The sequence below is a fragment of the Verrucomicrobiaceae bacterium genome, from assembly GCA_016713035.1.
In the GTDB taxonomy this organism is placed as follows: Bacteria; Verrucomicrobiota; Verrucomicrobiia; order Verrucomicrobiales; family Verrucomicrobiaceae; genus Prosthecobacter.
This window is the reverse complement of sequence record JADJPW010000004.1, coordinates 288,625-314,031: the sequence shown is the minus strand read 5'-3', so window position 1 is coordinate 314,031 and position 25,407 is coordinate 288,625. Positions and strand designations below refer to the sequence as shown.

14 protein-coding genes, 2 tRNA genes, 3 rRNA genes and 1 pseudogene are annotated in these 25,407 nt (G+C 56.1%); 14 read left to right on the top strand and 6 right to left on the bottom strand.

Annotated features, from left to right (window positions below):
- Positions 1 to 52: 52 nt before the first annotated feature.
- The 4 genes from IPK32_15500 to IPK32_15485 are packed head-to-tail and all read left to right on the top strand — an operon-like array spanning position 53 to position 3,355.
- Entirely contained in the window at positions 53 to 985 is a 933-nt protein-coding gene (locus IPK32_15500; GenBank protein MBK8093342.1) for a glycosyltransferase family 9 protein, read from the top strand.
- Positions 978 to 1,613: a nucleoside monophosphate kinase gene (locus IPK32_15495; GenBank protein ID MBK8093341.1), complete on the top strand. Its 636-nt coding sequence runs from the start codon at positions 978 to 980 to the stop codon at positions 1,611 to 1,613. The genes IPK32_15500 and IPK32_15495 overlap by 8 nt, the downstream gene beginning before the upstream one ends.
- Positions 1,613 to 2,542 carry a methionyl-tRNA formyltransferase gene (locus IPK32_15490; GenBank protein ID MBK8093340.1) on the top strand — a complete coding sequence of 310 codons (930 nt, stop codon included), beginning with the start codon at positions 1,613 to 1,615 and terminating at the stop codon, positions 2,540 to 2,542. Before IPK32_15495 ends, IPK32_15490 begins: the two co-directional genes overlap by 1 nt.
- Before the next feature lie 9 nt (positions 2,543 to 2,551).
- Complete coding sequence (locus IPK32_15485) at positions 2,552 to 3,355, top strand: purine-nucleoside phosphorylase (GenBank protein ID MBK8093339.1); 804 nt, start codon at positions 2,552 to 2,554, stop codon at positions 3,353 to 3,355.
- Here the strand turns inward: IPK32_15485 and IPK32_15480 are convergent.
- Positions 3,312 to 3,815, bottom strand: a complete 504-nt coding sequence (locus IPK32_15480) for a hypothetical protein (GenBank protein ID MBK8093338.1) — start codon at positions 3,813 to 3,815, stop codon at positions 3,312 to 3,314. The genes IPK32_15485 and IPK32_15480 overlap by 44 nt on opposite strands.
- A gap of 147 nt (positions 3,816 to 3,962) precedes the next feature.
- Here IPK32_15480 and IPK32_15475 point away from each other — a divergent pair, with 147 nt between their 5' ends.
- The 8 genes from IPK32_15475 (at position 3,963) to IPK32_15440 (ending at position 12,366) form a co-directional block, all read left to right on the top strand.
- Entirely contained in the window at positions 3,963 to 4,589 is a 627-nt protein-coding gene (locus IPK32_15475; GenBank protein MBK8093337.1) for a DedA family protein, read from the top strand.
- A 386-nt stretch (positions 4,590 to 4,975) separates the two neighbouring features.
- A 16S ribosomal RNA gene (locus tag IPK32_15470) occupies positions 4,976 to 6,520 on the top strand.
- Between the two features lie 173 nt (positions 6,521 to 6,693).
- Positions 6,694 to 6,769: transfer RNA gene (locus tag IPK32_15465), tRNA-Ala, on the top strand.
- A 28-nt stretch (positions 6,770 to 6,797) separates the two neighbouring features.
- Positions 6,798 to 6,874 (top strand) — tRNA-Ile (locus tag IPK32_15460).
- A 191-nt stretch (positions 6,875 to 7,065) separates the two neighbouring features.
- A 23S ribosomal RNA gene (locus IPK32_15455) occupies positions 7,066 to 9,907 on the top strand.
- 141 nt (positions 9,908 to 10,048) lie between these two features.
- A 5S ribosomal RNA gene (gene rrf / locus IPK32_15450) occupies positions 10,049 to 10,164 on the top strand.
- The 16S, 23S and 5S rRNA genes sit together here with 2 tRNA genes alongside, the layout of an rRNA operon.
- A gap of 226 nt (positions 10,165 to 10,390) precedes the next feature.
- Entirely contained in the window at positions 10,391 to 11,632 is a 1,242-nt protein-coding gene (locus IPK32_15445; protein ID MBK8093336.1) for an MFS transporter, read from the top strand.
- Positions 11,629 to 12,366: a type III pantothenate kinase gene (locus IPK32_15440; protein MBK8093335.1), complete on the top strand. Its 738-nt coding sequence runs from the start codon at positions 11,629 to 11,631 to the stop codon at positions 12,364 to 12,366. Before IPK32_15445 ends, IPK32_15440 begins: the two co-directional genes overlap by 4 nt.
- Positions 12,367 to 12,368: 2 nt before the next feature.
- Here the strand turns inward: IPK32_15440 and IPK32_15435 are convergent, their stop codons facing one another.
- A complete protein-coding gene (locus IPK32_15435) occupies positions 12,369 to 13,259 on the bottom strand; it encodes a tyrosine recombinase XerC (protein ID MBK8093334.1) in 891 nt (296 codons plus the stop codon).
- 252 nt (positions 13,260 to 13,511) lie between these two features.
- On the opposite strand from IPK32_15435, the gene IPK32_15430 reads away from it, so the two are divergent.
- Positions 13,512 to 14,540: an LptF/LptG family permease gene (locus tag IPK32_15430; GenBank protein ID MBK8093333.1), complete on the top strand. Its 1,029-nt coding sequence runs from the start codon at positions 13,512 to 13,514 to the stop codon at positions 14,538 to 14,540.
- Positions 14,541 to 14,754: 214 nt separating this feature from the next.
- Here IPK32_15430 and IPK32_15425 read toward each other — a convergent pair whose 3' ends face one another.
- Entirely contained in the window at positions 14,755 to 16,272 is a 1,518-nt protein-coding gene (locus tag IPK32_15425) for an arylsulfatase (GenBank protein ID MBK8093332.1), read from the bottom strand.
- A gap of 127 nt (positions 16,273 to 16,399) precedes the next feature.
- Here IPK32_15425 and guaA point away from each other — a divergent pair.
- Positions 16,400 to 17,921, top strand: a pseudogene (gene guaA / locus IPK32_15420) (glutamine-hydrolyzing GMP synthase).
- A 35-nt stretch (positions 17,922 to 17,956) separates the two neighbouring features.
- Here guaA and IPK32_15415 read toward each other — a convergent pair.
- The 3 genes from IPK32_15415 to IPK32_15405 form a co-directional block, all read right to left on the bottom strand.
- Positions 17,957 to 20,008: a hypothetical protein gene (locus tag IPK32_15415; GenBank protein ID MBK8093331.1), complete on the bottom strand. Its 2,052-nt coding sequence runs from the start codon at positions 20,006 to 20,008 to the stop codon at positions 17,957 to 17,959.
- Between the two features lie 61 nt (positions 20,009 to 20,069).
- Positions 20,070 to 21,488 (bottom strand): right-handed parallel beta-helix repeat-containing protein, encoded by a 1,419-nt coding sequence (locus IPK32_15410; protein MBK8093330.1) that lies wholly within the window; start codon positions 21,486 to 21,488, stop codon positions 20,070 to 20,072.
- Between the two features lie 147 nt (positions 21,489 to 21,635).
- The gene (locus IPK32_15405) at positions 21,636 to 25,376 is read right to left on the bottom strand and encodes a protein kinase (GenBank protein MBK8093329.1); all 3,741 of its coding nucleotides are present in this window, start codon (positions 25,374 to 25,376) and stop codon (positions 21,636 to 21,638) included.
- Positions 25,377 to 25,407 lie beyond the last annotated feature (31 nt).

The following is a 25,407-nucleotide window of genomic DNA, read 5'->3' as shown; positions in this document are numbered from 1 at the left end:
GGGCTAGATGAATGCTTGTTTATTTTTCGACCATGACGCACCAAAAGGCCCCATGCAGCCTCCATCTACCACGCCCCGCGTTCTCGTCATTCGTGGCGGAGCTATCGGCGACTTTATCCTCACACTGCCCGTGCTGCGGCTGCTGAAGGACAGTATCCCCCTCTGCCACCTGGAGGTGATGGGCTACCTGAGCATCGCCACGCTCGCACAGGCGGCAGGACTCGCTGACACCGTTCGCAGCCTAGATCACCGCACCATGGCCGCGCTGTTCGCGAAGAGTGCCGCCATCGACGAGGCACTAGCCGAGCACCTGCGTAGCTTTAACCTCATCGTCAGCTATCTCTTTGATCCAGATGGCCATTTCCGCGCCAGCATGGAGCGAATCGGCGTCAAGACGCTGATCGAGAGCCCGCACCGCGTGCAGAATGACGGCACGCACGCCTCGCGGCAATTGGCACGGTCTTTGGAAAAACTGGCCTTTTTCCTGGAGGAAGAGCATTTGCTCAAAACGCACTTTCCGCGTCGAAACGTCGAAAAAGGCCGAATCGCCATCCACATCGGTAGTGGCTCCGAAACGAAAAATTGGCCGCTCGATCGCTGGATGGCCCTGGCGGACAAAATGGGCGATGCGGAGGTGATTTTCATCACCGGAGAGGCCGAGGAGGAGCGCGGCATGCGGATCACGGATCGGCCAAATTGGCATGCACTGCCGCTGAGTGAGCTCGCGAGTCGCCTGAGCACCTGCGCGGCCTTTTTCGGTCATGATAGCGGCATTTCGCACCTCGCAGCAGCTTGTGGCGTGCCATCGCTGCTGCTTTTTGGCCCGACCGATCCTGCCGTATGGGCTCCCCCGCAGCCTCACGTCACCATTTTGCGAGAGGAGAGCGGTGACCTGAAAGCGTTAGAAATCGAACGGGTGTTTTTCGCCGCACGGCAAGTTGTCGCAGCGGCGGAACGTGCTATGCAGCCTCACGATCATGTCTGACCTCATCAAACCCGCTCGTTTTCGCACTCTCCTCATCCTCGGCGCTCCTGGCAGCGGCAAGGGCACCCAGGGTAAGGTGCTCGGCTCCGTGCCACGCTTTCATCATCTGGCCTGCGGGGATGTTTTCCGCTCGCTGGATACACGCACGCCACTGGGGCAGAAATTCGTCGAATACAGCAGCCGTGGTGAGCTGGTGCCGGATGATGTGACCGTGCAGCTCTGGCATGCGAATGTGAAGCAGCGTGTGGATGCGCACGCCTTTAAGCCGGAGATCGACTTCCTCGTACTTGATGGCATCCCGCGCAATGTGGAGCAGGCGCAGCACATGGAGCAGCACATCGAGGTGGTGAAAGTCTTTCACCTGAGCTGCCCAAACCGCTCTGAGCTGGCTCGCCGTCTGCGCAAGCGTGCGCTCAAGGACAACCGCTTTGATGATGCGAATGAGAGCGTCATCCAAAACCGCTTCGCCACCTATGATGCGGAAACCAAGCCCATCCTCGACTACTACGGCAGTGATCGCGTCATCGAAATCGACGCCAGCCAGGCTCCGGCCAAAGTGCTCTACGACATCCTCGGTGGTGTCATGCGCCTGGAGGAGTGGAAGGAAATCGAGAAGATGAAGATCTGATGCGCATTCTTTTCATCGGCACCGGAGACATCGGGCTCCCCTCTCTAGAGTGGCTGCTCAATACACCAAAGCACCAAGTCGTCGGTGTCGTGACGCAGCCGGACAAGCCCGTGGGCCGCAAGCAGGTGCTCACACCATCGCAAATCAAGGTGCGAGCCGAAAAAGCAGGCCTGCGAGTTTTTCAGCCACTGAAAATCCGCCACGCGGTCGATGAATTGAAGTCCTTCGATGCGGAAATCGCCGTCGTCGTCGCCTATGGGCAGATTTTGTCACGAGCCGTGCTGGATGTGCCGCCGCTGGGTTGCCTGAATATCCACGCCTCGCTCCTGCCACGCCATCGCGGTGCCGCACCCATCCAGGCAGCCATCCGTGATGGAGATCAAGAAACAGGCATCACCATCATGTTCATGGATGAGGGGCTCGATACCGGGGACATGCTCATCAAGCAGGCGATGCCAATTTTACCGACTCATACGGGCGGCTCGCTGCATGATGAGCTGGCGCAGCTCGCCCCATCCACACTGGAGGCCGCGCTGGACCTCATCGCTGCGGGTCATCCACCGCGTGAAAAGCAGCAGGAGTCACTGGTGACGCATGTGCGCAAGCTCACTCGTCAGGATGGGAAACTCGACTGGGCTCGCTCAGCGGATGAACTGGAGCGTCTGGTGCGGGCCTTCACGCCATGGCCGGGCACGCATTGCCTGCTGAACGGCTCACAGCTCAAAGTCCATCGTGCCGCCCTGGTCGAGGAGGCCGATGCCTGCCCAGCCCCAGGCACTGTCGTGAATGCGAATGCGGAGGGTATCCTCGTCAGTTGCGGTGTAGGTCTATTAAGGCTCACAGAAGTGCAGATGGAAGGCGGAAAGCGCCTGAATGCGGCTGAGTTCCTGCGCGGGCATCCGCTTGAGGTAGGGGATTCCTTGGCGTAAGAGGCGAGCATGCTCAGCGACCTCCAAAATGCCCGCCCAGATACTGCCATCGTTCTCGGCTCTGGCCTAGGGGCTGTGGCAGAGGCATTTGGGATCGAAAGCGAAATTCCCTATGATGAGATCGCGGGCTTAAGCGCCTCCACCGTGCCAGGACATGCCGGGAAATTCATTTTGAGCCGTCATGAAGGTAAGAGTGTGCTAATCGCACAGGGACGACGCCACCTGTATGAAGGACTCACGGCACATGAGGTCACTGCAAGCATCCGATTCATGCACCGCCTCGGCGTAAAGCGCATCGTACTGACCAATGCGGCTGGTGCGATACGGGACTCCTTCCATGTCGGAGGTCTGATGCTCATCACCGATCATTTGAATCTCCAAGGCACCACTCCGCTGCTCGGGGGCCCCCACTTTCATGATATGAGTGAGGTGTACTCCATGAAGTGGCGGAGTAAATTCACCGCTGCAGCTTCAGAGGTGAACCTGACGCTACATACAGGCGTCTATGCCGCGCTGCTCGGGCCGCAGTATGAAACACCGGCAGAAATCCGTATGCTGCGCACGCTCGGAGCAGACGCTGTGGGCATGTCCACCGTGCCAGAGGCCATCCAAGCACATGCGCTAGGCATGGAAGTGGCTGGTATTTCGATGCTGACGAACTGGGCCTCTGGATTAAAGCCTCAAATGCTGCACCACGTGGAAGTCGTAGAGGTGGGGCAGGCCGCCAGCGCAGAGCTGGCGCAGCTGCTCAAGGCGGCGCTATCAGTGGTTAGCGATTTTTCTTCGCCAGTGCACGCTCCTCTTCCTGCATAGCTTTGGCGAGGTTTACAAAGTCGCCCTCCTCGCAGCAGCGAACAAAGCCTTCTGCATAGCGCTTTAGATCATCCCACTCGGAGCGGATCTGGCCAGCCTCCTCGTCATTGATATGACTGTCAGAGGCAGCCTTGCTGATAGCGGAGAGCACGTCTGCGAAGCGCATAACGATCTCTTGGGTGGCTGGGACTACCTCAAATCCTTTGAGGCACTTCGTGGTAGGGTTCCGCACAAAGACGCCGCCTGCCTTCTGGCAGAGCCAATGGATAAGCTGCTCATCACCCGTGATGTCGAAGAGCTTCTTCACGCGGTCGAGCGGATTGGATGCGCCCTCTCCCTTATAATCTTCACCCGAGGCCCACTTATAGACCAATGAGCTAGAGATGCCGAGCTGAGAGGCGACCTCTTTGACATTGGAGTTTTTGTCGATGGCCTGTTGGATAACTTCGTGGGAGTCCATGAGCTAGTTCTCTCAAAACAGAAGGATCTTGGCAAGAGGTAATGCGAGGAGACTAGTAAAGAGAGGGCTAGAGTTTTTGTTGGACGCAATAGGCTCAAGCCTGAGATTCGCACTTCTCCATCCCCCCCAGACAACTTAGAATCAGACATGAGCAACATCATCGACTTCATCCTCCACGTGGACAAGCATCTGCAAACCTTTGCCGAGCAGCACGGAACACTCATTTACGTTCTACTCTTCGCGATTGTCTTCTGTGAGACAGGCTTGGTGGTGACGCCCTTCTTGCCCGGTGATTCGCTCTTGTTTGCAGTGGGGGCATTGGCTGCGCAGGGCTTTATGCGCATTGAAGTCGTGATCCCGCTCTTGGTGTGCGCGGCGATCATCGGCGATAACTTGAACTACTGGATCGGACGAAGGAGCGGCGGGTGGATCGTGAACCAACGCTGGTTCAATAGAGATTATCTCGCGAAGACAGAAGCGTTCTTCGTGAAGCATGGTGGTAGAGCAATTGTGATCGCACGCTTTGTTCCCATCGTGCGCACGTTCGCTCCATTCACCGCAGGCTTTGGCCGCATGCAGTATCGCCGCTTTCTAATGTTCAGTCTTGGTGGTGGTATCTTCTGGGTACTGAGCATCGCATTGCTTGGCTATGCGCTTGGCAACATCCCAGTCATCAAGAGTAACTTCAAACTAGTGTCCTTGATGATCATCGCAGTGTCGCTGCTCCCAGTGGTAATCGAGTTCATCAAACATCGTCGTGAAGCGAAAAAGTGAGTTTGCGGAAGTTGAAGGTATTTGAGTAAGTCAAGCGCAAGAACCGGGTCGGAGTGGAAAAGTCGGAAGTAGTAAAACAGGGAAAATGGAAAAAAGATCAAAATGTCCTTGCGCAGTTTCAGAGTTGTACTAGTCTGTTTGCCCGCCAGCGAAAAACGGCGGCTGAAAAACGAAGCGAGCGAGCAGCAAAAGCAGTTCACTAACTTCGAGTTTCAGAAACGATCTTTTAGAAAACAGAAGCAGCAAAACTCAGCGAAAGTTGAGCAAGCTGCATGAAAACAAAAAGGCTAAATTGTGCGCTGCATGCCGAGCATTAGCATGCAGCTGTGATCAGGAATGATCACGGTCTCAATTTGGCTGACTTTTATTAAAGTCAGCACCAATATTTTTTGGAGAGTTTGATTCTGGCTCAGAACGAACGCTGGCGGCGTGGATAAGACATGCAAGTCGAACGGAATATCATGAGTAGCAATACAAGTGATGTTTAGTGGCGAACGGGTGCGTAACACGTGGATACATTCCGGGAAGCGGGGGATAGCCCAGGGAAACTTGGATTAATACCGCATGTGATCGAGAGATCAAAGACGGGGACCGCAAGGCCTGTCACTTCCCGATTGGTCCGCGGCCTATCAGCTAGTTGGCGGGGTAAAAGCCCACCAAGGCGACGACGGGTAGCTGGTCTGAGAGGACGACCAGCCACACTGGAACTGAGACACGGTCCAGACACCTACGGGTGGCAGCAGTCGAGAATCTTTCACAATGGGGGCAACCCTGATGGAGCGACGCCGCGTGGAGGATAAGGTCTTCGGATTGTAAACTCCTGTCATGTGTGAACAAGGTTGCGGGGCTAATACCTTTGCAAATTGATGGTAACACAAGAGGAAGAGACGGCTAACTCTGTGCCAGCAGCCGCGGTAATACAGAGGTCTCAAGCGTTGTTCGGAATCACTGGGCGTAAAGGGTGCGTAGGTGGCGTGGTAAGTCAGATGTGAAAGCCCGGGGCTCAACCTCGGAACTGCATCCGATACTACCATGCTAGAGTACTGAAGAGGTGACTAGAATTCTAGGTGTAGCAGTGAAATGCGTAGATATCTAGAGGAATACCAAAGGCGAAGGCAGGTCACTGGGCAGTTACTGACACTGAGGCACGAAGGCCAGGTAGCGAACGGGATTAGATACCTCGGTAGTCCTGGCAGTAAACGGTGCACGTTTGGTATGGGCGCAATCGACCGCGCCCGTGCCGGAGCTAACGCGTTAAACGTGCCGCCTGGGAAGTACGGTCGCAAGATTAAAACTCAAAGAAATTGACGGGGACCCGCACAAGCGGTGGAGTATGTGGCTTAATTCGATGCAACGCGAAGAACCTTACCTGGTCTTGACATGCATTGTGTCTCTGGTGAAAGCCAGATAGGGTAGCAATACCCGCTTTGCACAGGTGCTGCATGGCTGTCGTCAGCTCGTGTCGTGAGATGTTGGGTTAAGTCCCGCAACGAGCGCAACCCCTGTGATTTGTTGCCACCCGGTTTACCGGAGCACTCGAATCAGACTGCCTAGATCAACTAGGAGGAAGGTGGGGACGACGTCAAGTCCGTATGGCCCTTACGACCAGGGCTGCACACGTACTACAATGCCCAGCACAATGTGAACCGATACCGCGAGGTGGAGGAAATCAACAAAACTGGGCCCAGTTCAGATTGGAGTCTGCAACTCGACTCCATGAAGTCGGAATCGCTAGTAATGGCGCATCAGCTACGGCGCCGTGAATACGTTCCCGGGTCTTGTACACACCGCCCGTCACATCATGGGAGCTGGTTTCGCCCGAAGTGCGCACGCCAACCGCAAGGAGGCAGCGCCCTAAGGCAAGACTGGTGACTGGGATGAAGTCGTAACAAGGTAGCCGTAGGGGAACCTGCGGCTGGATCACCTCCTTTCTATGGAGAATTGTCCTGAGACGCTCTCACGTCTCATCTGGATAAGGTCGAAGCTTCGCTGATTAGCAATAATCAGACAGCTCGCGAATGAAGAAATTCACCGCAAAACCTTTATGCGTGCCAATGTTAGGCGCAGCGTGCAATTTAGTCTTTCTGTTTTCAATGTTATGAGCGGGGGTATAGCTCAGTTGGTAGAGCGCTAGCTTTGCAAGCTTGATGTCAGGAGTTCGAGTCTCCTTACCTCCACCAACTCCAAGTGATCATGCTTGGAAATTACGGGCATGTAGCTCAGTTGGTTAGAGCACCGCCTTGATAAGGCGGGGGTCACTGGTTCGAGTCCAGTCCTGCCCACCACCCTCTCATTTCATCTTCTTTTTTCACAGGTCCATGTTCCTTGACAACTGCATACAGGGTAGAAAACAAAATTAATTGAGCAATTCTTGAGACCGAAAGGTTTCAAAACACAAAAGATAAAGAATAGAATCAAGCGTAACGACTTTCCGGCGACACTTCGGTGTTGCCATCAAGGAAATCGTTCATACGCAATGCAAGATATATAGGGTATGTAGTGGATGCCTTGGCACCAGAAGGCGATGAAGGACGTGGTAAGCTGCGATAAGCTCCGGACAGCCGCAAGCAGGCATTGACCCGGAGATCTCCGAATGGGATAACCTGTGACGATTCATCTCGTCACGTTCCGCTCTGAATCAAATAGGAGCGGAAACGCAATACCGCCTGAAGTGAAACATCTCAGTAGGGCGAGGAAAAGAAAGCGAATGCGATTCCGTCAGTAGTGGCGAACGAAAGCGGATCAGCCTAAACCGGAGGTTTACCTCCGGGGTTCGGGGCCCGATATGGTAGTTGAATGGTTAGGTGAAGCGAATGGAAAATCGCTCCAAAGAGGGTGAGAGGCCCGTAACCGAAAACCAAACAACGCCTAGGGATTCCCAGAGTAATACGATCCACGTGGCATTTCGTATGAATATGTGCCGACCACGGCATAAGGCTAAATACTATCTGGTGACCGACAGTGAACAAGTACCGCGAGGAAAGGTGAAAAAGAACCGCCGTGAGCGGAGTGAAATAGTACCTGAAACCACATACCTACAAGGTGTCAGAGCCGGCTTGTCCGGTGATGGCGTGCCTTTTGCAAAATGAGTCTGCGAGTCAGTCTGTGTGGCAAGCCTAAGTCCTTCTGGGACGGAGGCGGAGCGAAAGCGAGTCCGAATAGGGCGACAAGTCGCACGGGCTGAACCCGAAGCGGTGGCGATCTACCCATGGCCAGGTTGAAGCGTTGGTAATACGACGTGGAGGACCGAACTGGTGAACCTTGAGACGTTCTCGGATGAGCTGTGGGTAGGAGTGAAAGGCTAATCAAGCCCCGTAATAGCTGGTTCTCCCCGAAATGTATTTAGGTGCAGCGTCATGCGCTGATCGAGGGGGTAGAGCACTGAATGAGCTAGGGGGCACACCCGCCTACCAAACTCAATCAAACTCCGAATACCCTCGAATGTAGCATGGCAGTAAGACAGTGGGGGATAAGCTTCATTGTCGAAAGGGAAACAGCCCAGCCCTGCAGCTAAGGTGCCCAAATAACGCTCAGTGGAAAGGAAGTGAGATTTCATTGACAGTGAGGATGTTGGCTTAGAAGCAGCCACCATTTAAACAGTGCGTAATAGCTGACTCATCGAGAGATCTCGCGCCGAAAATGATTGGCGATAAGCGTTATACCGAAGCTCTGGATTGTACCAACTACGGTTGGTACAGTGGTAGGGGAGCGTTCTGTGAGCGTCGAAGCTCGAAGGTGACTGACAGTGGAGTTCACAGAAGTGAGGATGCAGACATAAGTAACGTTAAGGGCGGTGAAATCCCGCCCCGCCGTAAACCCAAGGTTTCCTGGGCAACGATCGTCGTCCCAGGGTTAGTCGGGAGCTAAGTCAAGGCCAATTGGCGTCGGCGATGCACAGAAGGTTAATATTCCTTCACCGGCTACGGTTAAACCATAGGTTCGCGGAAATTGAGAAAGCATGGCTGTTGAATGTGCCAGAAGGAGGCGGGGTAACCCAAATCCGGTCTTTTGATCCGACCGCCGAGAAAAGCCTATGGCCCTTCCCGTGGCCGCCCGTACCGCAAACCGACACAGGTGGGTGGGTAGAATATACCAAGGCGAAAGAGTGAAACCTCGTTAAGGAACTCTGCAATCTAGTCCCGTAACTTCGGAAGAAGGGATGCCCACTTTTAGTGGGTCGCAGTGAAAGGGGACAACCGACTGTTTATCAAAAACACAGCATTGTGCCAAGACGAAAGTCCAAGTATACGATGTGACACGTGACCAATGCGGAAAGATTAAGGCAAGGGGTTAGCCGCAAGGCGAAGCTCTGAACCTAAGTCCCCGTGAATGTCGGCCGTAACTATAACGGTCCTAAGGTAGCGAAATTCCTTGTCGGGTAAGTTCCGACCTGCACGAATCGTGTAACGAGTTGTCCGCTGTCTCAACGAGGGGCTCAGTGAAATTGTATTAGCAGTGAAGATGCTGCTTACCCGCAGAAGGACGGAAAGACCCTATGCACCTTAACTGTAAGCTGTCACTGGTCGTTTGGTTTCCATGCTTAGAGTAAGTGGGACGCTTTGAAGTGTAACTTTCGGGTTACGCGGAGCGGTCGATGAAACACCACCCTTGGGTATTGAACGATCTAACCGAGGCCCTTGAATCAGGGCTCGGGACCATGTCAGCCGGTCAGTTTTACTGGGGCGGTATCCTCCCAAAGAGTAACGGAGGAGTGCGAAGGTTGGCTCAGCGCGGTTGGCAATCGCGTGACGAGTATATTGGCATAAGCCAGCCTAACTGTGAGACCTACAAGTCGAACAGATGCGAAAGCAGGCCAAAGTGATCCGGCGGTTTAATGTGGAATTGCCGTCGCTTAACGGACAAAAGGTACGCTAGGGATAACAGGCTGATTTCATCCAAGAGTTCATATCGACGATGAAGTTTGGCACCTCGATGTCGGCTCATCGCATCCTGGGGCTGGAGAAGGTCCCAAGGGTCCGGCTGTTCGCCGGTTAAAGCGGTACGCGAGCTGGGTTCAGAACGTCGCGAGACAGTTCGGTCCTCTATCCTCTGTGGGCGAAGGAAAGTTGAGGGGTTTAATTCCTAGTACGAGAGGACCGGAATTAACGCACCTCTGGTGTTCCAGTTGTTCTGTCAAGAGCATCGCTGGGCAGCTATGTGCGGAAGAGATAAGCGCTGAAAGCATCTAAGTGCCAAGCTCCTCCCAAGATAAGCTTTCCCTGAAGGATCGTGGAAGACTACCACGTTGATAGGTCTCGGGTATAAGCGTAGTAATGCGTTCAGCTTAGAGATACTAATCATCCGTTTGTCTTGCATTGTGTTCGATTTCCATCCAACACAGTTTGTTTCGAAAGCTCGAAAGATTTTGTTTTACCTATATGCAGTTGCCAAGGAACTTGGACTTTGCTCCGAGTGTCCCCAGACACTCAAATCACAGCCACACGGCTCGTGATTTGCAGTCTGGTGACCATGGCACAGTGGCCCCACCCGTTCCCATCCCGAACACGGAAGTGAAACGCTGTTGCGCCGATGATAGTTGGGCGATAGGCTCCGCGAAAGTAGGACGTTGCCAGTTTAATCCACCCCGCATTTCGAAAGAAATGCGGGGTGTCTTTTTTTACACGCAGTGTTTATTCATTTCTTCACGCCAGCCATTTCTTCGCATTTCAACCTTTGAGGTTTAGTCCTAACCCGTTCAGCTCATGCAAACTTAAATCAAAACGGGTTTTACGATTGGTTTACTGCAATAGGCTCCAATCCAATCGACGTATAGTCCTTCGTCATTGTTGGCTCAAACCTCCATGGATTCAAAACGCTCAAATATTTGGAAGTGGTATGTCTGTGGACTGCTACTGCTAGCGACAACGATCAATTATATGGATCGCGTCACTTTGGCGAACGCTTCTATCCGAGTGACAAAAGAGTTTTCGCTTAGCGAGGAACAATATGGAAATTTGGAGCTGCTTTTTGGATGGGCATTCGCTTTTGGATCGCTGGTATTTGGATTGTTGGCAGATCGCTTTCGAATTTATTGGCTATATCCGTTCGTTTTGGCCGGTTGGTCCATTATGGGAATGGTTTCAGGTTGGACCAGTAGCTACCACGAGCTGCTACTTTGTCGGTTTTTGCTCGGTTTTTTTGAAGCCGGTCACTGGCCATGCGCACTAAAAACAACGTTTTCTCTTCTGACTGAAAAGGATCGCACAATGGGCAATAGTGTATTGCAAAGTGGCGCGAGCATTGGCGCCATTGTTACGCCACAAATCATGAAAGCACTCATGACTGACGAAATTGGATCATGGCGCGGCGCTTTTGTGATTGTGGGGGCAACAGGGTTGGGATGGGTCCTGCTCTGGTTTGTTACAATGCGGCCCAGCGAATTGGATACAGCTCCCCAAAATACGAAGGTTACTCATGGTCGGAAAATTTCCGAATTAATTTTCAGTAGCCGATTTTGGGCGCTAGCTCTTCTAATCACAGGAACTCAAACGGTTTGGCATATTTATCGCGTTTGGATGATGAAGTTTCTACAGACTGGCCGGGGTTACACTGAGGCGGCGGCGCTCGACTTTCAAAGTGCGTACTACATCGCTACCGACGTAGGCTGCATTTTTGCCGGCATTTTCTCAATATTTCTGGCGAAGCGCGGGTTCGATGCGCATCAATCACGCCGATGGGTTTATGCGGGAGCATGTTTATTTACATCCATGAGTGTTTCGCTGCCGTGGCTGACTCAAGGATGGTTGCTGTTAGGGGTTCTTCTCATTATCGGTGCTGGCGCTTTGGCTCTGTTTCCGTGTTATTATAGCTTCGTACAGGAGCTATCCCCTTTGCACGTCGGTCAGGTTACTGGTTTATTGAGCATGTGGGTCTGGGCTGTGACTTCCCCGCTTCATAAATTCTTTGGATGGATCGCTGATAAGACAGGATCATACGACGAAGGTCTCGTGATAGCCGGAATCGCACCTTGGATAGGCGTGATTGCGATGCGCTTTTTCTGGGATTTGCCAAAACATCGCCCTAACACCACTTTGGGAGCGTGAAGAACAATCTACTGCTCATCGACATTGGTAACGGGCGCACAAAATTCGGCCTAGCAACTAGCGACGTCATTTTAGAGCGACGTGAGCAGGCCACGCGGGATATTTCTCCAGAAACCATTCATCAAGTCGTAACCGGTTGGTCTTTTGGTCGAGCGATTTTGTGTAGTGTTGTGCCAAAAGCGGTCGAGGCTTTCACTGAGGTGCTCGGAACTAAATTAACCGTTTTGCGGCATGATACTCCCATGGGAATTGGTATTCGATACCCTAAGCCTGAAACCATCGGACCAGATCGTTTGGCAAATGCGGTCGCGCTCTCCTCGATGCATGGAGCACCTGGCATCGTTATTGACTTTGGCACTGCGGTTACTTTTGATATTTTGAGTGAGGATCGCAATTATATCGGAGGGGTGATCGCCCCCGGGTTGCGCCTCATGACCGATTATCTTCACGAGCGCACCGCGCTACTACCACGCGTGGAGTTGAGTGAGCCAACTAGCGCCATTGGCACATCAACAAAAGACGCCATTCTTGCTGGGGCCGCTATCGGTTATCGAGGTATGGTAAAAGGTATCCTAGAGGCCCTTCGCAAAGAGCTCACTGCACCGAAAATCGTCGCGACGGGTGGCGATGCTGCGTGGATCATCAGCGGTATGGAGGAAGATATTGCCGTAGATGCAGACCTCACTCTTCATGGACTCAGAATCATTGGGCAAACGCCTACTTTGAAGATGTGAGCTCATGCCCTAGGGTGCGCGGCGTCATAGACTTCCTTCATTCTCTGTGTGGAGACGTTCGTGTAGATCTGCGTTGTGCTGAGACTGGCGTGTCCGAGTAAGCTCTGAACGCTGCGGAGATCTGCGCCGTTGTTCAGCAAGTGAGTTGCAAAGCTGTGGCGGAATTTATGCGGCGTCATATGGACGGCCAGTCCGCTTTGGACCCAGTATTTCTTTACCACTTCGCTGATTGCGATGAGTGACATGCGTCGGCGAACTTTGCTGATGAATAATGCACCGTCATGTACCCGTGCCTTATGCCGATAGCGCTGGAGCGCCTCCAATGCGGGTTGGCCTAGCGGGCAGAGACGCTCTTTGCGGCCTTTGCCAAAAACTCGCACAATTTCTCCAATCGGATCCACATCGGTGACATCGAGTCCAGCGAGTTCACTTAAGCGCATGCCGGTGGAGTAAAACATCTCCAAAATGGCCGCATCACGCTCTGGAGACCAGGAGGCTGCCTGTTTGTCTTTAGGCGACTTCAGAGGCAGTGCGAGCATTTCCTCGATTTGCGTCTGGGTGAAGACTACGGGCAGTTTTTTCTCCAGTTTTGGCAATTGCACGTCCAATAGTGGATTGTGAGTCCAGTCGCGTCTGCGGGTGAGCCATTTGAAGAAGCTACGTAATGCCGCAAATTGCAGTCGTATCGTGGCGCGGCCCCTTTCCTGCTTCATGAGGTGGAAAAGGAATGCGCGAAAATCATCCGCCGTGAGCTGGTCCCAGCCTTTAAAGGGAGTCCGCCACTCACGGAACTGACGCATTGCCAATTCATAGTTCCCCAGCGTGCGCGGCGAGCTGCGTCGTTCTGCATCCATGTAGCACAGGAAGTCCTCTGCGAGTTGGTCGCGGGTCATTGGTGGGGATTCCGTCTCATTTTCTGCCATGGTACACCCAAAGTGCGAAAAAGTGGCCTCTAGCAAAGTCTTTTGGTCTGGGGCGGCACTCCTTGTTTCTGAGTTGCAAGCTAGGCGAACAGAGAACACAGAACGGAGCCCCCTGCACACTCTCCATGCTCCCGCGAATTTTAGACCGCTACCTCGCACGCCAGATCGGAATGGCGACGCTTATCGGTGTGGGCTTACTCAGCGGCGTCATGGTGCTGGGCAATGTGTATAAAAAAGCTCGATGAGCTGCTCGGCAATACGGAGCTGCCCCTTTCGGTCGTCATGGAGTTTGTTGGACTGGTGGTGCCGTTTTCGCTCATTTACACCATCCCTTGGGCATTCCTCACGGCTATCCTGCTAGTCTTTGGCAGGCTATCGGCGGACAATGAACTCGTTTCCATGCGCATGAGCGGGATGTCGATGATCCGAATATGTCTGCCGGTCTTTGCATTGGCCTTCGTATTGGCCGGAATTTGTTTTTGGGTGAATGTGGAATTAGCTCCTGCTGCGAAAGATCGCATGAAAAGGCTTTTTTACAGTGTCGTGGCGCAGAACCCTGAAACGCTTTTCCAAGAAGGCCAAGTGCTCGATAAAATGCCAGGCTACCGCATCTACACGGGCAAACGTGAAGGCACGAAACTGAGTGACCTACATATCATGAAACTTGATGCGGGAACAGGTGCCTCCTACATCCGTGCAGATGAAGGTGAGCTGCATACCACGCCCGGTTCCCTTAACTTTTCCCTCAACCTGCGTGGTATGAACACGGAAGGTGGCGTGGCAGCGTCCGGCGAAGGAATTCCGACCACACTAGGCATCCGAGATGCGTGGTTGGCATTTTCCCTCGAGGAGTTGCAAAAAGACACCGTGCGGGTGAATGCCAGCATGAAGACCACATCCGCTCTCTCCCAGGAGGTGGATACATCGAGGGACATCTTCACGGATGCTGAAATGACCCCTCAAGAGCGCTCACTTTCCCGAACAGAATTGCATAAGCGCTATAGCTTCTCTCTCGCCTCCATCACTTTCGCCCTTGTGGGTATCCCGCTCGGTGTGACTGCGCAGCGGCGTGAAACCAGCGCCGGCTTCGTCATCGGCATCGCTACCGCTTTGGTGTACATGGCATTCATCATCATGGGGGATGCCATGAACGATAAACCGGCCGCATTGCCGCATCTCATCATGTGGGCACCCAATGTGATTTTTCTCGGGCTTGGAGCTTGGTTGTTTCGCCGCCTGAGTGCCAGGTAATGCCGTTTCACTGTCTCGGAGCCCCCTCCTATGACTCATTGTCCCAGCCAAAAGTCTGCCACTGCCTCCGCTGCGCCGTCCAGGCACCAAAGCTGCCATCACACTGCGCATCGCATTCCCACCCACAGCACAGTCAGATCACTGCGTCATGATTACGGAGATCGTCGCAGATCGTTGGCTGCTGTTCCCTGGAGAGGAGAAATAGCAGGCCTCACTACTTATCCAGAGCGGGGAATTTGAACTCGGCACTGTTGCGATGCTCGCGTGCAGCGATCTCTTGGATCTTCGCGACGACGTCTGGATGCTCCGCAATGACGTTTTTCGACTCTCCGGCATCGTTTTCTAGATCATAGAGTTCCTCGGCCGTTTTTGCGCCGCGTTTGCTCTTTGGGCCAGCGCTTAGGCCTGTGCGGATGTACTTCCATTTCCCCATGCGCACACATTGCTGGCCCCCGTAGCCAGTGAACTCACGGTAGAGGAAATCTCGGCCCACATTGCCTTTGCCGCGCAGTAGTGCGGCGAAACTAAGCCCATCGATGTCACTGCTGGCTTTCTGGATGCCGCAGAGATCGAGTAAAGTCGGCATCCAGTCCTCAAACCCGGTCACAGCCGTGCTGGTGCTGCCCGCCGCGACTTGGCCCTTCCAGCGCACGATGCCAGGGGATCGGATGCCACCTTCATAGAGCGTGCCCTTGCCATCACGCAGCCCACCGCTGCTATCAAAGAAAGCTGCATCGACACCGCCCAGACCCTGATGCGTGCCATGGAGGGAGCCATTATCGCTGATGAAGATAAAGATCGTGTTCTCATCCAGCCCGAGATCAGCGATCAGCGTCATCATTTTTCCGATTTCTCGATCCATGCGTGTCACCATCGCCGCGTAGGCCGCCCTGGGGCGGAAGTGGGGCGTGTAGCCCTTGCCGCCGGGATAAGGTGGATCATCAAATTTGCCTACATACTCCGCTAGCGAGTCATCTGGCACCTGGAGGGCGAGATGCGGCACCGTCGTGGGCCAATACAGAAAGAAGGGCCGTTCCTTGTTCTCGCGGACGAAGTCCAGCGCAGCGTCTGCGATCAGATCTGCCGAGTACTCGCGGCCCTGAAAGCGCTTGTAGCTCTCTGGCTTGCTCGGGTCCTCATCGGGCCTGAGTTTGTCATTGGAGGGGAAGGGGGCATTCTTCAGATCAATGGTTTTGTCATTATCCCAGAGATAGGTGGGATAAAAATTATGCGCTACACCTTGGCAGTTGTAGCCGAACCAGCGATCAAAGCCCTGTTTGAGCGGCTCCCCGGTGCTACCAGGCCCCCCGAGGCCCCATTTTCCAAAACCACCCGTCACATACCCGGCTGCTCGGAATGCCTCTGGCATTGTCTGAGTCGCATCAGGAATGGGAAACTGGCCCTCGTGCTCCGGCTTGCCCATTTTAGGGAGCCCTTTCGCGTTATCAGCCTGTCGATTATCACGGATGAAGGCATGCCCAGGGTGCATGCCTGTCATCAACACGCATCGCGAAGGGGCACACACGGCATTCCCACTGTAATGATCCATCAGCTTCATCCCCTCTGCCGCCATGCGGTCCAGATTCGGCGTGCGGATGATTTTCTGGCCATAACAGCCCAGATCCCCGCGTCCCAGGTCATCGGCGAGGATGAGAACGACATTCGGCTGACGAGCTAGCACCGCTGTGGCGAGGCAAAAGAAAAGGAAAAGGGATTTCATAAGCGGGGGCATAGGAAACGCCTCTCACCCTGCATTCTTGTCCCGGTCTGCCTTTGGCTCCAGATGGGGCGGGGCGGGCGGGAGGGCTGACTGCTGCTTGCAAGGGCCGCCGCTCTTCGTAAAGGCTGCTACCTTCCCCATGACGCCCCAAGAAGTCGCCGTCCTCGATTACGGCTCCCAGTATTCCCAGGCTCATCGTCCGCCGCGTCCGCGAGCTCGGCTTCGTCTCACACCTGTATCCGCCTGCGGAATTGGCGAAATTACAAAATCCAGGTGCCATCATCCTATCCGGCGGCCCGCGCAGCACTTCGGAGAAAGATGCACCGGATGTCGATTTCGACAAACTGATGTCCTTTGGCGTGCCGGTGCTGGGCGTGTGCTACGGCATGCAGCTCCTCAATATCAAGCATGGCGGCACCGTGAAGCCCGGCGTCACCCGCGAGTACGGTCCTGCCAAGCTCGTCGTGACAGATCACGCAGACCTCTTTGATGGCATCTCGCACGAATCCCAGGTCTGGATGAGCCATAGCGACACCTGCGCGAATCTGGCCACCACGACGAAAGTCATCGCGGCCAATGAAGATGCCGTCCCCGTGGCGCTGAAGTGGTCGGATCGCTGCTGGGGCATCCAGTTTCACCCAGAGGTCACGCATTCGCATGAGGGCACCGCCATCCTGCGGAACTTTTTGACCAAAAGCGGGGCGCAGCTCGCCAAATTCGACATCCAGGAGTTCAAAGCCCAGATGATCGAGCGCATCAAAACGGAAGTCGGCAATCGCGAAGTCATCTGCGGCGTCTCCGGCGGCGTGGACAGCACCGTGCTCGCCGTGCTCCTGGCGCGGGCGGGAGTGAAGGTGCGCTGCATCTACATCGACACCGGCCTCATGCGTCTGAATGAGTCTGCTGAGGTGAAAGCACTCTTCGGTGAAGTCGGTGTCCCTATCGAGCAGATCGACGCCAGCGCCATCTTCCTCGGAGCGCTCAAAGGCATCACCGATCCAGAGCAGAAGCGCCGCATCATCGGCACGCTCTTTGTCGAAGAATTCTGGAAAGTGGCCGACAACGTCGAACTGCTCGCCCAGGGCACGCTTTATCCCGACGTCATCGAAAGCGCCACCAGCGGCAGCATTGCCAGCAAGATCAAAACGCATCACAATCGTGTCGATCGCATCATGGAGCTCAAAGAGCAGGGGAAAGTGCTGGAGCCGCTCGCAGAGCTCTTCAAAGACGAAGTCCGAGCCCTCGGCGCCAGTCTGGGCATCCCGCACCGCGCTTTGTGGCGGCATCCATTCCCCGGCCCCGGCCTCGCCGTGCGTATTCCGGGCGAGATCACGCCCGAGCGTGTCGCCATCACCCAGCAGGCCGATGCCATCTTCATCGGCGAGCTCCGCCGGAGTGGCTGGTATGAGCAGACATGGCAGGCCTATGCCGCGCTGCTGCCAGTGAAGACCGTCGGCGTCAAAGGCGATGAGCGCAGCTACGAGCAAGCCATCTCCCTGCGTGCTGTCATCAGCGAAGATGCGATGACCGCCGATTGGGTGGAGCTGCCATATAGTGTGCTGCGGAATGCATCCAATCAGATTCTCAACCGCGTCAAAGGCGTAAACCGCGTGCTCTACGACATCAGCACCAAGCCGCCCGCCAGCATCGAGTGGGAGTGATCGAGGCCGCAGGCGTGGCTTTGTGCTCTCCAAAATCACTGACTCAGTGGCAGTAGCGTCTCCACACGGAAGAAGAGATGTGGCGCGGCTGGGCCAGTGAGCTGGAGTGAGCTGGTGCCGCCAGTCTGCGTGGCTCCAACTTGCGTCCAGGTCAGTAGATCACTGCTGCAAAACACCTTGTAGATGCGGCGGGCACTGCTGTTCCAGCCGAGGTCTATTTCACCGGTGCTGGGATTGTGGGTGAAGTCGGTGATTTTTAGCTGACTGCCTGCACTGTAGGGATTGCTGTCGGCGAGGTATTCGAGGTAGTCGCTGACGCCGTCGCCATCGTAGTCGCTGTTGGGGCTGAATCCGAGATTGGCCAGATTGGGCGTGATGCCGGCGTTTTGTGCCTGCTCCTGCTCCCAGGCATCTGCGATGCCATCCCCGCTGCCGCCAACAGCGAGGAGTTCTGTATCAGCACCGGGATTCATGCGTGTGGTGAGGCTGCCGAGGTGGATCCACCCGCAGTTCGCGGAGTAGGCGTAACCGCTGAAGGCACCGGTGGTGAGATTCACGCGGGGGGGCGCAGCGATGGCGGGATCAAAGGTGATCCAGCCGATGTTTGCGCCATACGCATATCCACTGAGGCCGCCTGAGCCGTCGTGATTCACGCCGATGTCACCACCGGTCTGCGTGTACTGGCTGCCGCTGCCGGTGGGTGTGCCATCGCCGAGGTCGATCCAGCCTACGTTGGAGCTGTACACCTTGCCATGCAGCATGGTGGCCTCGATGACCGGTGCGTCGGTGGCGAGCGGATTCGTGCGCCAGTTCAGCCAGCCGAAGTTCGCGGCATAGGTGTGGCGTGCGGTGGCGGTGATGGTGGAGGTGGAGGGAGAGGCGAGGATGAAGGATTGATAGTATCCCGTCGAAATAAGGCTCGGAGCCATGCCTGCGAGGACACCAGAGCTATCGACCGCTACGGGGGAGTCCCTTTCAGTCGTGCTGCCATCGCCGAGCATACCAAAATAGTTATACCCCCAAGAGAAGAGTTCACCGTCTGAGGTGAGTGCGAGCATATGATAGGAACCGCCTGAAATGTGAGTGACGACCTTACCGGAGAGAACTCCACTCGTATCCACCGCTACTGGTGTGTCGCTACCCGAGACTGTACCATTGCCGAGCGCATATAAACCCCATGTATAGATCAGACCATCAGAGGATAATGCAGCACTGGAGTTAGCGGTGCATCCGACTTTGATGATGCTTTTAGAGGCGAGCACTCCAGTGACATCCACAGCGACTGGTACGTTGCTACTGACAGAAGCGCCATTTCCTAGACAACCCGAGGCGCCAATTCCCCATGAATAGACATGACCATCTGAGGTGCAGGCTAGCATGTGGGCCAGGCCTGCGCTGATTTGCGTGACGACTTTTCCAGAAAGCACTCCGCTTGTGTTGATTGCCACGGGGACAGTGCTGTTCGTGTTGGTGGCATTACCAAGCTGACCAACGCTATTGCTTCCCCAGGTGAAGACGAGTCCGTCAGAAGTTGCCGCAGCAGAAAATTCACCGCCGCAGGTTATGGCTGTGACGCTTTTACCAGAGAGAGCACCGGCCATATCCACTGCCACCGCAGTCGTGCTATCCGTGGTGCTGCCGTTACCGAGTTGACCTGAACTATTCTTACCCCATGCAAAGAGCAGGCCATCGGATGTGAGAGCAAGGCTGTGGTAATAGCCGGCGGCCACCGCGACGACTGTCTTGCCTGCTAAAGCACCCGTCATCGAGACTGCGACTGGACTGTAAGGATTTGCAGTAGTGCCATCGCCGAGTTCCCCATTGTAGTTGTAACCCCAACCATAGACCGTCCCGTCAGATGCCACAGCTAGTGTGTGGCTGGCGCTCGCACAAGAACTCAAAGCGACGATTGTCTTTTCGGAGAGCACACCACTAGTATCCACGGCCACAGCCGTGAGGCTATCTGTGGTGGTGCCGTCACCGAGCTGTCCAGCGCTGTTGCCTCCCCACGAGAAGGGAGTGCTAGCAGCCTGTGCGGCCAGGGTGCCGCCCCAGATCGCGGCGAGGATGAGTGTTTTCGTTTTCATGGCGGTGAAGAGAGGTGTTGAGGGTTTTGATTTCTCATTCGACAGCTTGGGGCTGCCAGCTTCACAGGCTGAAGTTCGCGAAAGGATTCACCGGGGGCGGAGCGGAGGGCAGCATGGTGGGGGCTAGACCACCAGCGCCTGCGGCTGGCTGCATGGGGGCGGTGGTATTGGCCCGCAGGGTATTGCGGATGACGATGTTTTGATCGGTGGTGAGTTCGATACCGTTGTCGCCATTGGCGAGGGCGCTGTTTTGATCGAGGGTGTTGGCATTATCGCCCTGGAAGCCGTCGTCGATGTTCTGACTGGCGGTGCAATTGCTCAGGCGGCAGCCATTACCGAAGCGGAAGCCGTCACCACTACCTGGAGGGCTGCCGATTTGGCCTGCGGTGCCGTTTTTGTCCGCTGTGCAGTGGGTGAAGGTGCATTGGCTAGTCACCAAGAACCCGTCGCCGGTATTGCTCTGAGCCAGGCATTGCAAAAAGTTCGTGGCATTGTCCAATACAGGCGGTGTGTTCGGCGGGGCGATGTTTTCGACCAGGAAGCCGTGATTGAGATTGAGGATGCTGTTCACATTTTGCAGCGTGCAGGCATTCCGCACATGCACACCCGCGCCACCGCAGCTCTCTGCGGTGCTATTGAAGAGGGCGCTGCCAGAGTTCAGGTCAAAACCGGTCACGCCGCAGGTGCGCACGCTACAGCCGCCGACGCTGCCGCTGTGCGCAGTGACGATGCCGCAGCCCGCGACTTGATTCACGGTGCAGTCGGTGACACGGGAGTTATCCATGCATTGAATGCCGGTGCCGCGGATGCCGGAGGCATTGCAGGAGGAGATGACAGCGGCCTCACCGGCAAAAATGCCACTGTGCGGTCCAGGGCCAGGTGCCTGTGGCCCGGGTGCCCAGCCTGCGCTGGTGCGGCACTGATCCACCAGGCCGGAATTACCGATCTTGATACCATAGGTGTCCGCACCGCCGACATCTACGCCGGTGACGACACTGAAATCATTGAGCTGGATGCCGGTGCTCCATTTTCCGATGATGCGGCCATTGATGATCTTCGTGCGCACGACGGTGCCAGCGACGCCACTCTGCGCCTCGATACCGATGGGGCCCACGCCTGCGCCCGTGTAGCGCACCTCAAAGCCGCCAAGATCGATCGTGACATTGTCCGCCGTGATGAGGATGCGCTTGTCGAGATTCTCCGTGAGGTAGTAGCGACCTGGATTGGCCAGTACGTAATGGCCGAGGGAGCCATTGAGATTGGTATTAGCAGCAGTGCGGTTGGGGATGTGCTCCCCGGCGTCGATTTGCATCAGGGTCTTCATGCTTGGTACGGGTGCCATGGCACCATTGAGAGCACGTTCATTCGGGTAAGGATAAGCCGCACCGGGAGGCGCGAGCTGGCCCTGGCCGTGGGCGAGGGCAGGGATGAAGAGCAGGGCAGCTGCCGCGAGACGGTAGAGGATGGGTGTGGATTTCATGGTTGAGATGAAGGCGTTTTTTGACCTTTGCATCTCTCCCTCTCCCGGAGTGCTAGAGCTGAGTTACAGGGATTGTGAAAATATTTTCCTCAGTTGGGTACCTGTCACTTCTTGGTGTTCTTTCGCGGTTGAAAGTTAGCCCCGACGTCACTGTGGGGCCGCGGCGGGAGCTGCGAGTGGGCGCTTCTGCGGTTCTGACTTGATGTGGCGCAGCGGATTGAGGCGCTGCATCTCCGCCTGGCGCTGTGGGCTGCGCGGGGATTTTTGGATGAGAGCGAGGTAATCCTCCAGCGTGTGCTGGGACCACGGACTGAGCGTGCGCAGGCCAGTGTGCGTGAAAAGCCACTCTGCGAGCGACCCCCAGGGCTGCTGCTCCGCAGTGAGGCTATTGGCAGGCGGCAGCAGGCCACGTGTGACCCCGCGCCCAGGGTATTCTAGGAACTCGATGCTGCCCTGTGGTGTGACACGTCGTGAGACATGTGTTTCCGCTAATCTCAGAAACCACTCAGGTGCAGGGCTCATCTGTGGCGGTGCTACATCCAGCAGCATGACTTCCCCCAAGCCCACCGTGAGGGCCATCCGGGTGCCTGTGGCGTCCAGCGCCAGTGCCTTGCCTGCGCCACGCACTCGGAATGGCTGACCGATGAGCGTGCGTGTGCCAGCATCCCCCACGGCGGCCTGATTCGCACCGCAGATGGCAAAGCGCCGTCCGTCTCCGCTAAAGCACACTCGGAGCACCGGCTCTGCGAGGTGAATGGGATCCGCTAGCGGCGTGAGCAGCGTGCTGTGCCAGAGAGCCGCTGTGCCGTCGGAGGAGCCGGTGAGCAACACTTTACCATCCGGGGAAAATGCGGTGCTCGTGACGCGACTCTGGTGCAATGAGTGGTGCATAGGGCGATCTCCACGCGGCGAGAGGATTCGTACATGCCCGTTGCTCAGGCCGAAGGCGATTTTGCGGACACCCGCGTGGATGGCGATGGCGGAGAGGCGCTCTGCTTGCAGATTGAGCGGTTTTTCTTCTCCTGTGAGCCACACACGCACGCGGGTGGACTTCTGTGTATCCGGGCTGGTCTCCGCCCACACTGCCGCCTGACCGTCTGGGGAGATGTTTGCCAGCGCCCAGGTCGTAGCAGGGTCAGCGTCCACGCGTTTGATCACGCTGCGACCATCTGTAGGCACCTCCATGAGTGTGCCGTCAAACAGCGCCGCTAGGAGCGGGCCTGATAAAGTCTGCTGTAGGGCTAGCGCGGGGCTCTGCCACTCTGCCACGCCCTCAGACTCCGTATCGGATAGGTTCCAGAGCCAGGAACGCGCATCGTCCGTCGTTTGCACGAGTTGTTCGTCACCAGCGGTGAATGCTAGCGCATCATGAGCTCGCGTTTCCCCCTTCATGCTGGCTTCTTTCGCGAGCACGACCGCCGGATGCACCAGCGTGGAGTGCTGGAGTATCTCCAAAGCCGTGCCTGAATCCCGCAATACAGCCATGCAGCGTCCCAGGCTGCTCATGCACACAAACCGCGCACGCTGCGGCCTGCGTAGTGTCAGTGCTGGCCCGCCGCTGCCGCGCCACAGCCGCACAGAAGAGTCTGCGGAGACGATCTCCGCGACTTCCCCACCCTGGCTGGTGAGGATGCGGCGCACAAGGCCTGGGGATTCCAGCGCGGGCAGCACATCTATTTTTCTCTCGATGTCCGTCCAGCGAACGCGCAGATCTGTGCCGCCGCCGGCACTGATGAGTTGGGTGTGCTGGCGGGTTAGTGCCAGCGCGGTTACTGGCCCTTCATGCAGCCGAGTCGGCTCTGGTAGGGTCTCTGCGGGCGTCTTGGCATATTTCACTGCCACATGGCCGCTGGTGTCCCCGGCGGCGAGGTATCCCAGAGGTCCGAGGCCTGTCAGCACGGAGACTGCGGCTGGTAATTGCATGAGCTTGCGTGCTGGCCGTGCACCGCGTTTTTCGAACTCCCATACCTCTCCACGGTCGCTGCCGACGATGACCTGTGGATTATTTGGTGCAGGCTGGATATGGGTCACCGCGCCTGGGATGCTGCCGATCTGCCGTACGGACTCCAGAGCCCGTCCCTCTCGGATCCACAGAGAGCCGTCCGCGCAGCCGATGAAGATGTCCTCGGACTTCACGGATGCCGCTAGCGATCTTACTGGCTGCGCAGACTGCCAAATGCTCGTTTTAGCCACCGCTCCATCTTCCATGAGGTCAGCCAAGTGTACTTGCTCACGCTCGTCCGCCCAGACCAGCGTGGCACCATTGCCAGAGAGTGCGAGGTTCGTCACTGTAGCCTCCAGCGGGTATTCATGCTGTCTCCAGGCTCCCTGGTCAGTGGTTTGGAAAAGCATCAGGCGCTGATGATCCTCTTTTTCAAAAAGCACCGCCAGCACCTGGCCCTTTGCATTCACCACACCGGCATTTTCCTTCACCGTGCCCCACTTTGGGTCCAGCTGGATGACTTCACCGACAGGCTGTGGCGTCTCATCCTGTGCCAGCATCATCTGTAGGTCAGCGGCCGCCTCGGCAAAGACTGGCTGCTGCCGCAATGCGCGTGAGAGGCTGGCTATCGCGCTCTGTGCATCCCCTTCGCGCTTGTAAAACTGCGCCACGTCAAAGTAGGCATGGCCCAGCGTGCGGCTTAGCTCTGCCTCACGGCTTAAAATGACACGCTGTGCCGCCTCCACGTTTGCGCGTGCCTTTTGCTCTCGCTGGTAGAGCAGCGTGCTGACGGTCAGCCCTACTAGCACGGCGAGGAGTGCCACCGCACTGCCTGCTACCAGCGGTAGGTGCCTACGCGTGAATTTTTCCGTCACATACGTCCATGACTTCTCCCCGGCCAGCACCGGCTCATCCTGGAGGTGGCGCTGCACATCCTCCGCAAATGCTGCCGCGCTGGCGTAACGCAGACCCGAGCTTTGCTGTAAGGCCTTGCGCGTGATGGTGTCCATGTCACGCCTCTCCGTGCGTGTGAGCAGTAGTGTGTCAGGTAGTGTGGAGGGTGGTGTCACATGCTGAGCCACCGTATAGCGCCGCGACTGTGGATCTGCTTGCCGTTCCCACTTCAGTGGTGTGTACCCCGTGATCAGCTCATAGAGCACCACGCCCAACGCATAAAGGTCAGAGCGCACATCCACATCCTGCGAGCCACCTGCGGCCTGCTCGGGACTCATGTAGCCTGGTGTGCCCACCATCTGGTGAATAGCGGTGTGCACACCACTGTCCTCCTCGCTTGCTGCGGTCTCCAGCACCTTCGCGATGCCGAAGTCGATTACTTTCACATTCCAGTCATCACCGTCCACAGCCACCAGGATGTTCGAGGGCTTCAGATCGCGGTGTAGCACGCCTTTTTCGTGCGCATGCTGCACGGCGTCACAAATCTGCCGGAATAGCTCCAGCCGCTCATCCAGCGGCAGCTTATGCCGCTCGCAAAAACTCGTCACAGGCTCCCCGCGCACCAGTTCCATCGAGAAAAACGGCACCCCGTCCTCTGTCACTCCGCTGTCCCACAGCCTCGCGATCCCAGGATGCTCCATCCGTGCGAGCGTCTGCCTCTCCATCTCAAAGCGTGCCAGCACATTCGCGCTGGTCACCTGTGGCTTCAGTACCTTCACTGCGGTCTCGCGCCGCACCGGCTCGCGTTGGAGTGCTCGGTAAACATTCGCGAAGCCTCCTTCGCCGATTTTTTCCTGAAGCGTGTGTCGGGGCAGTCTTGGCAGTCCAGGCTGCGGTGCTGCGGCCTCAGTGATGATTGTTACCGCATCATCAGTTGCCTCATCCAGCGTATCATCATCACCCATCATTCCGCGTAGAAGGCACGCCGGGCAGAAAGAGCGCTCCTCGCGGCTTTCCAGCGGCGTATGGCAGGTTGGGCAAGTATCAGGCATTGTCATTCGGTTGCTCCAAACACGCGTTTTA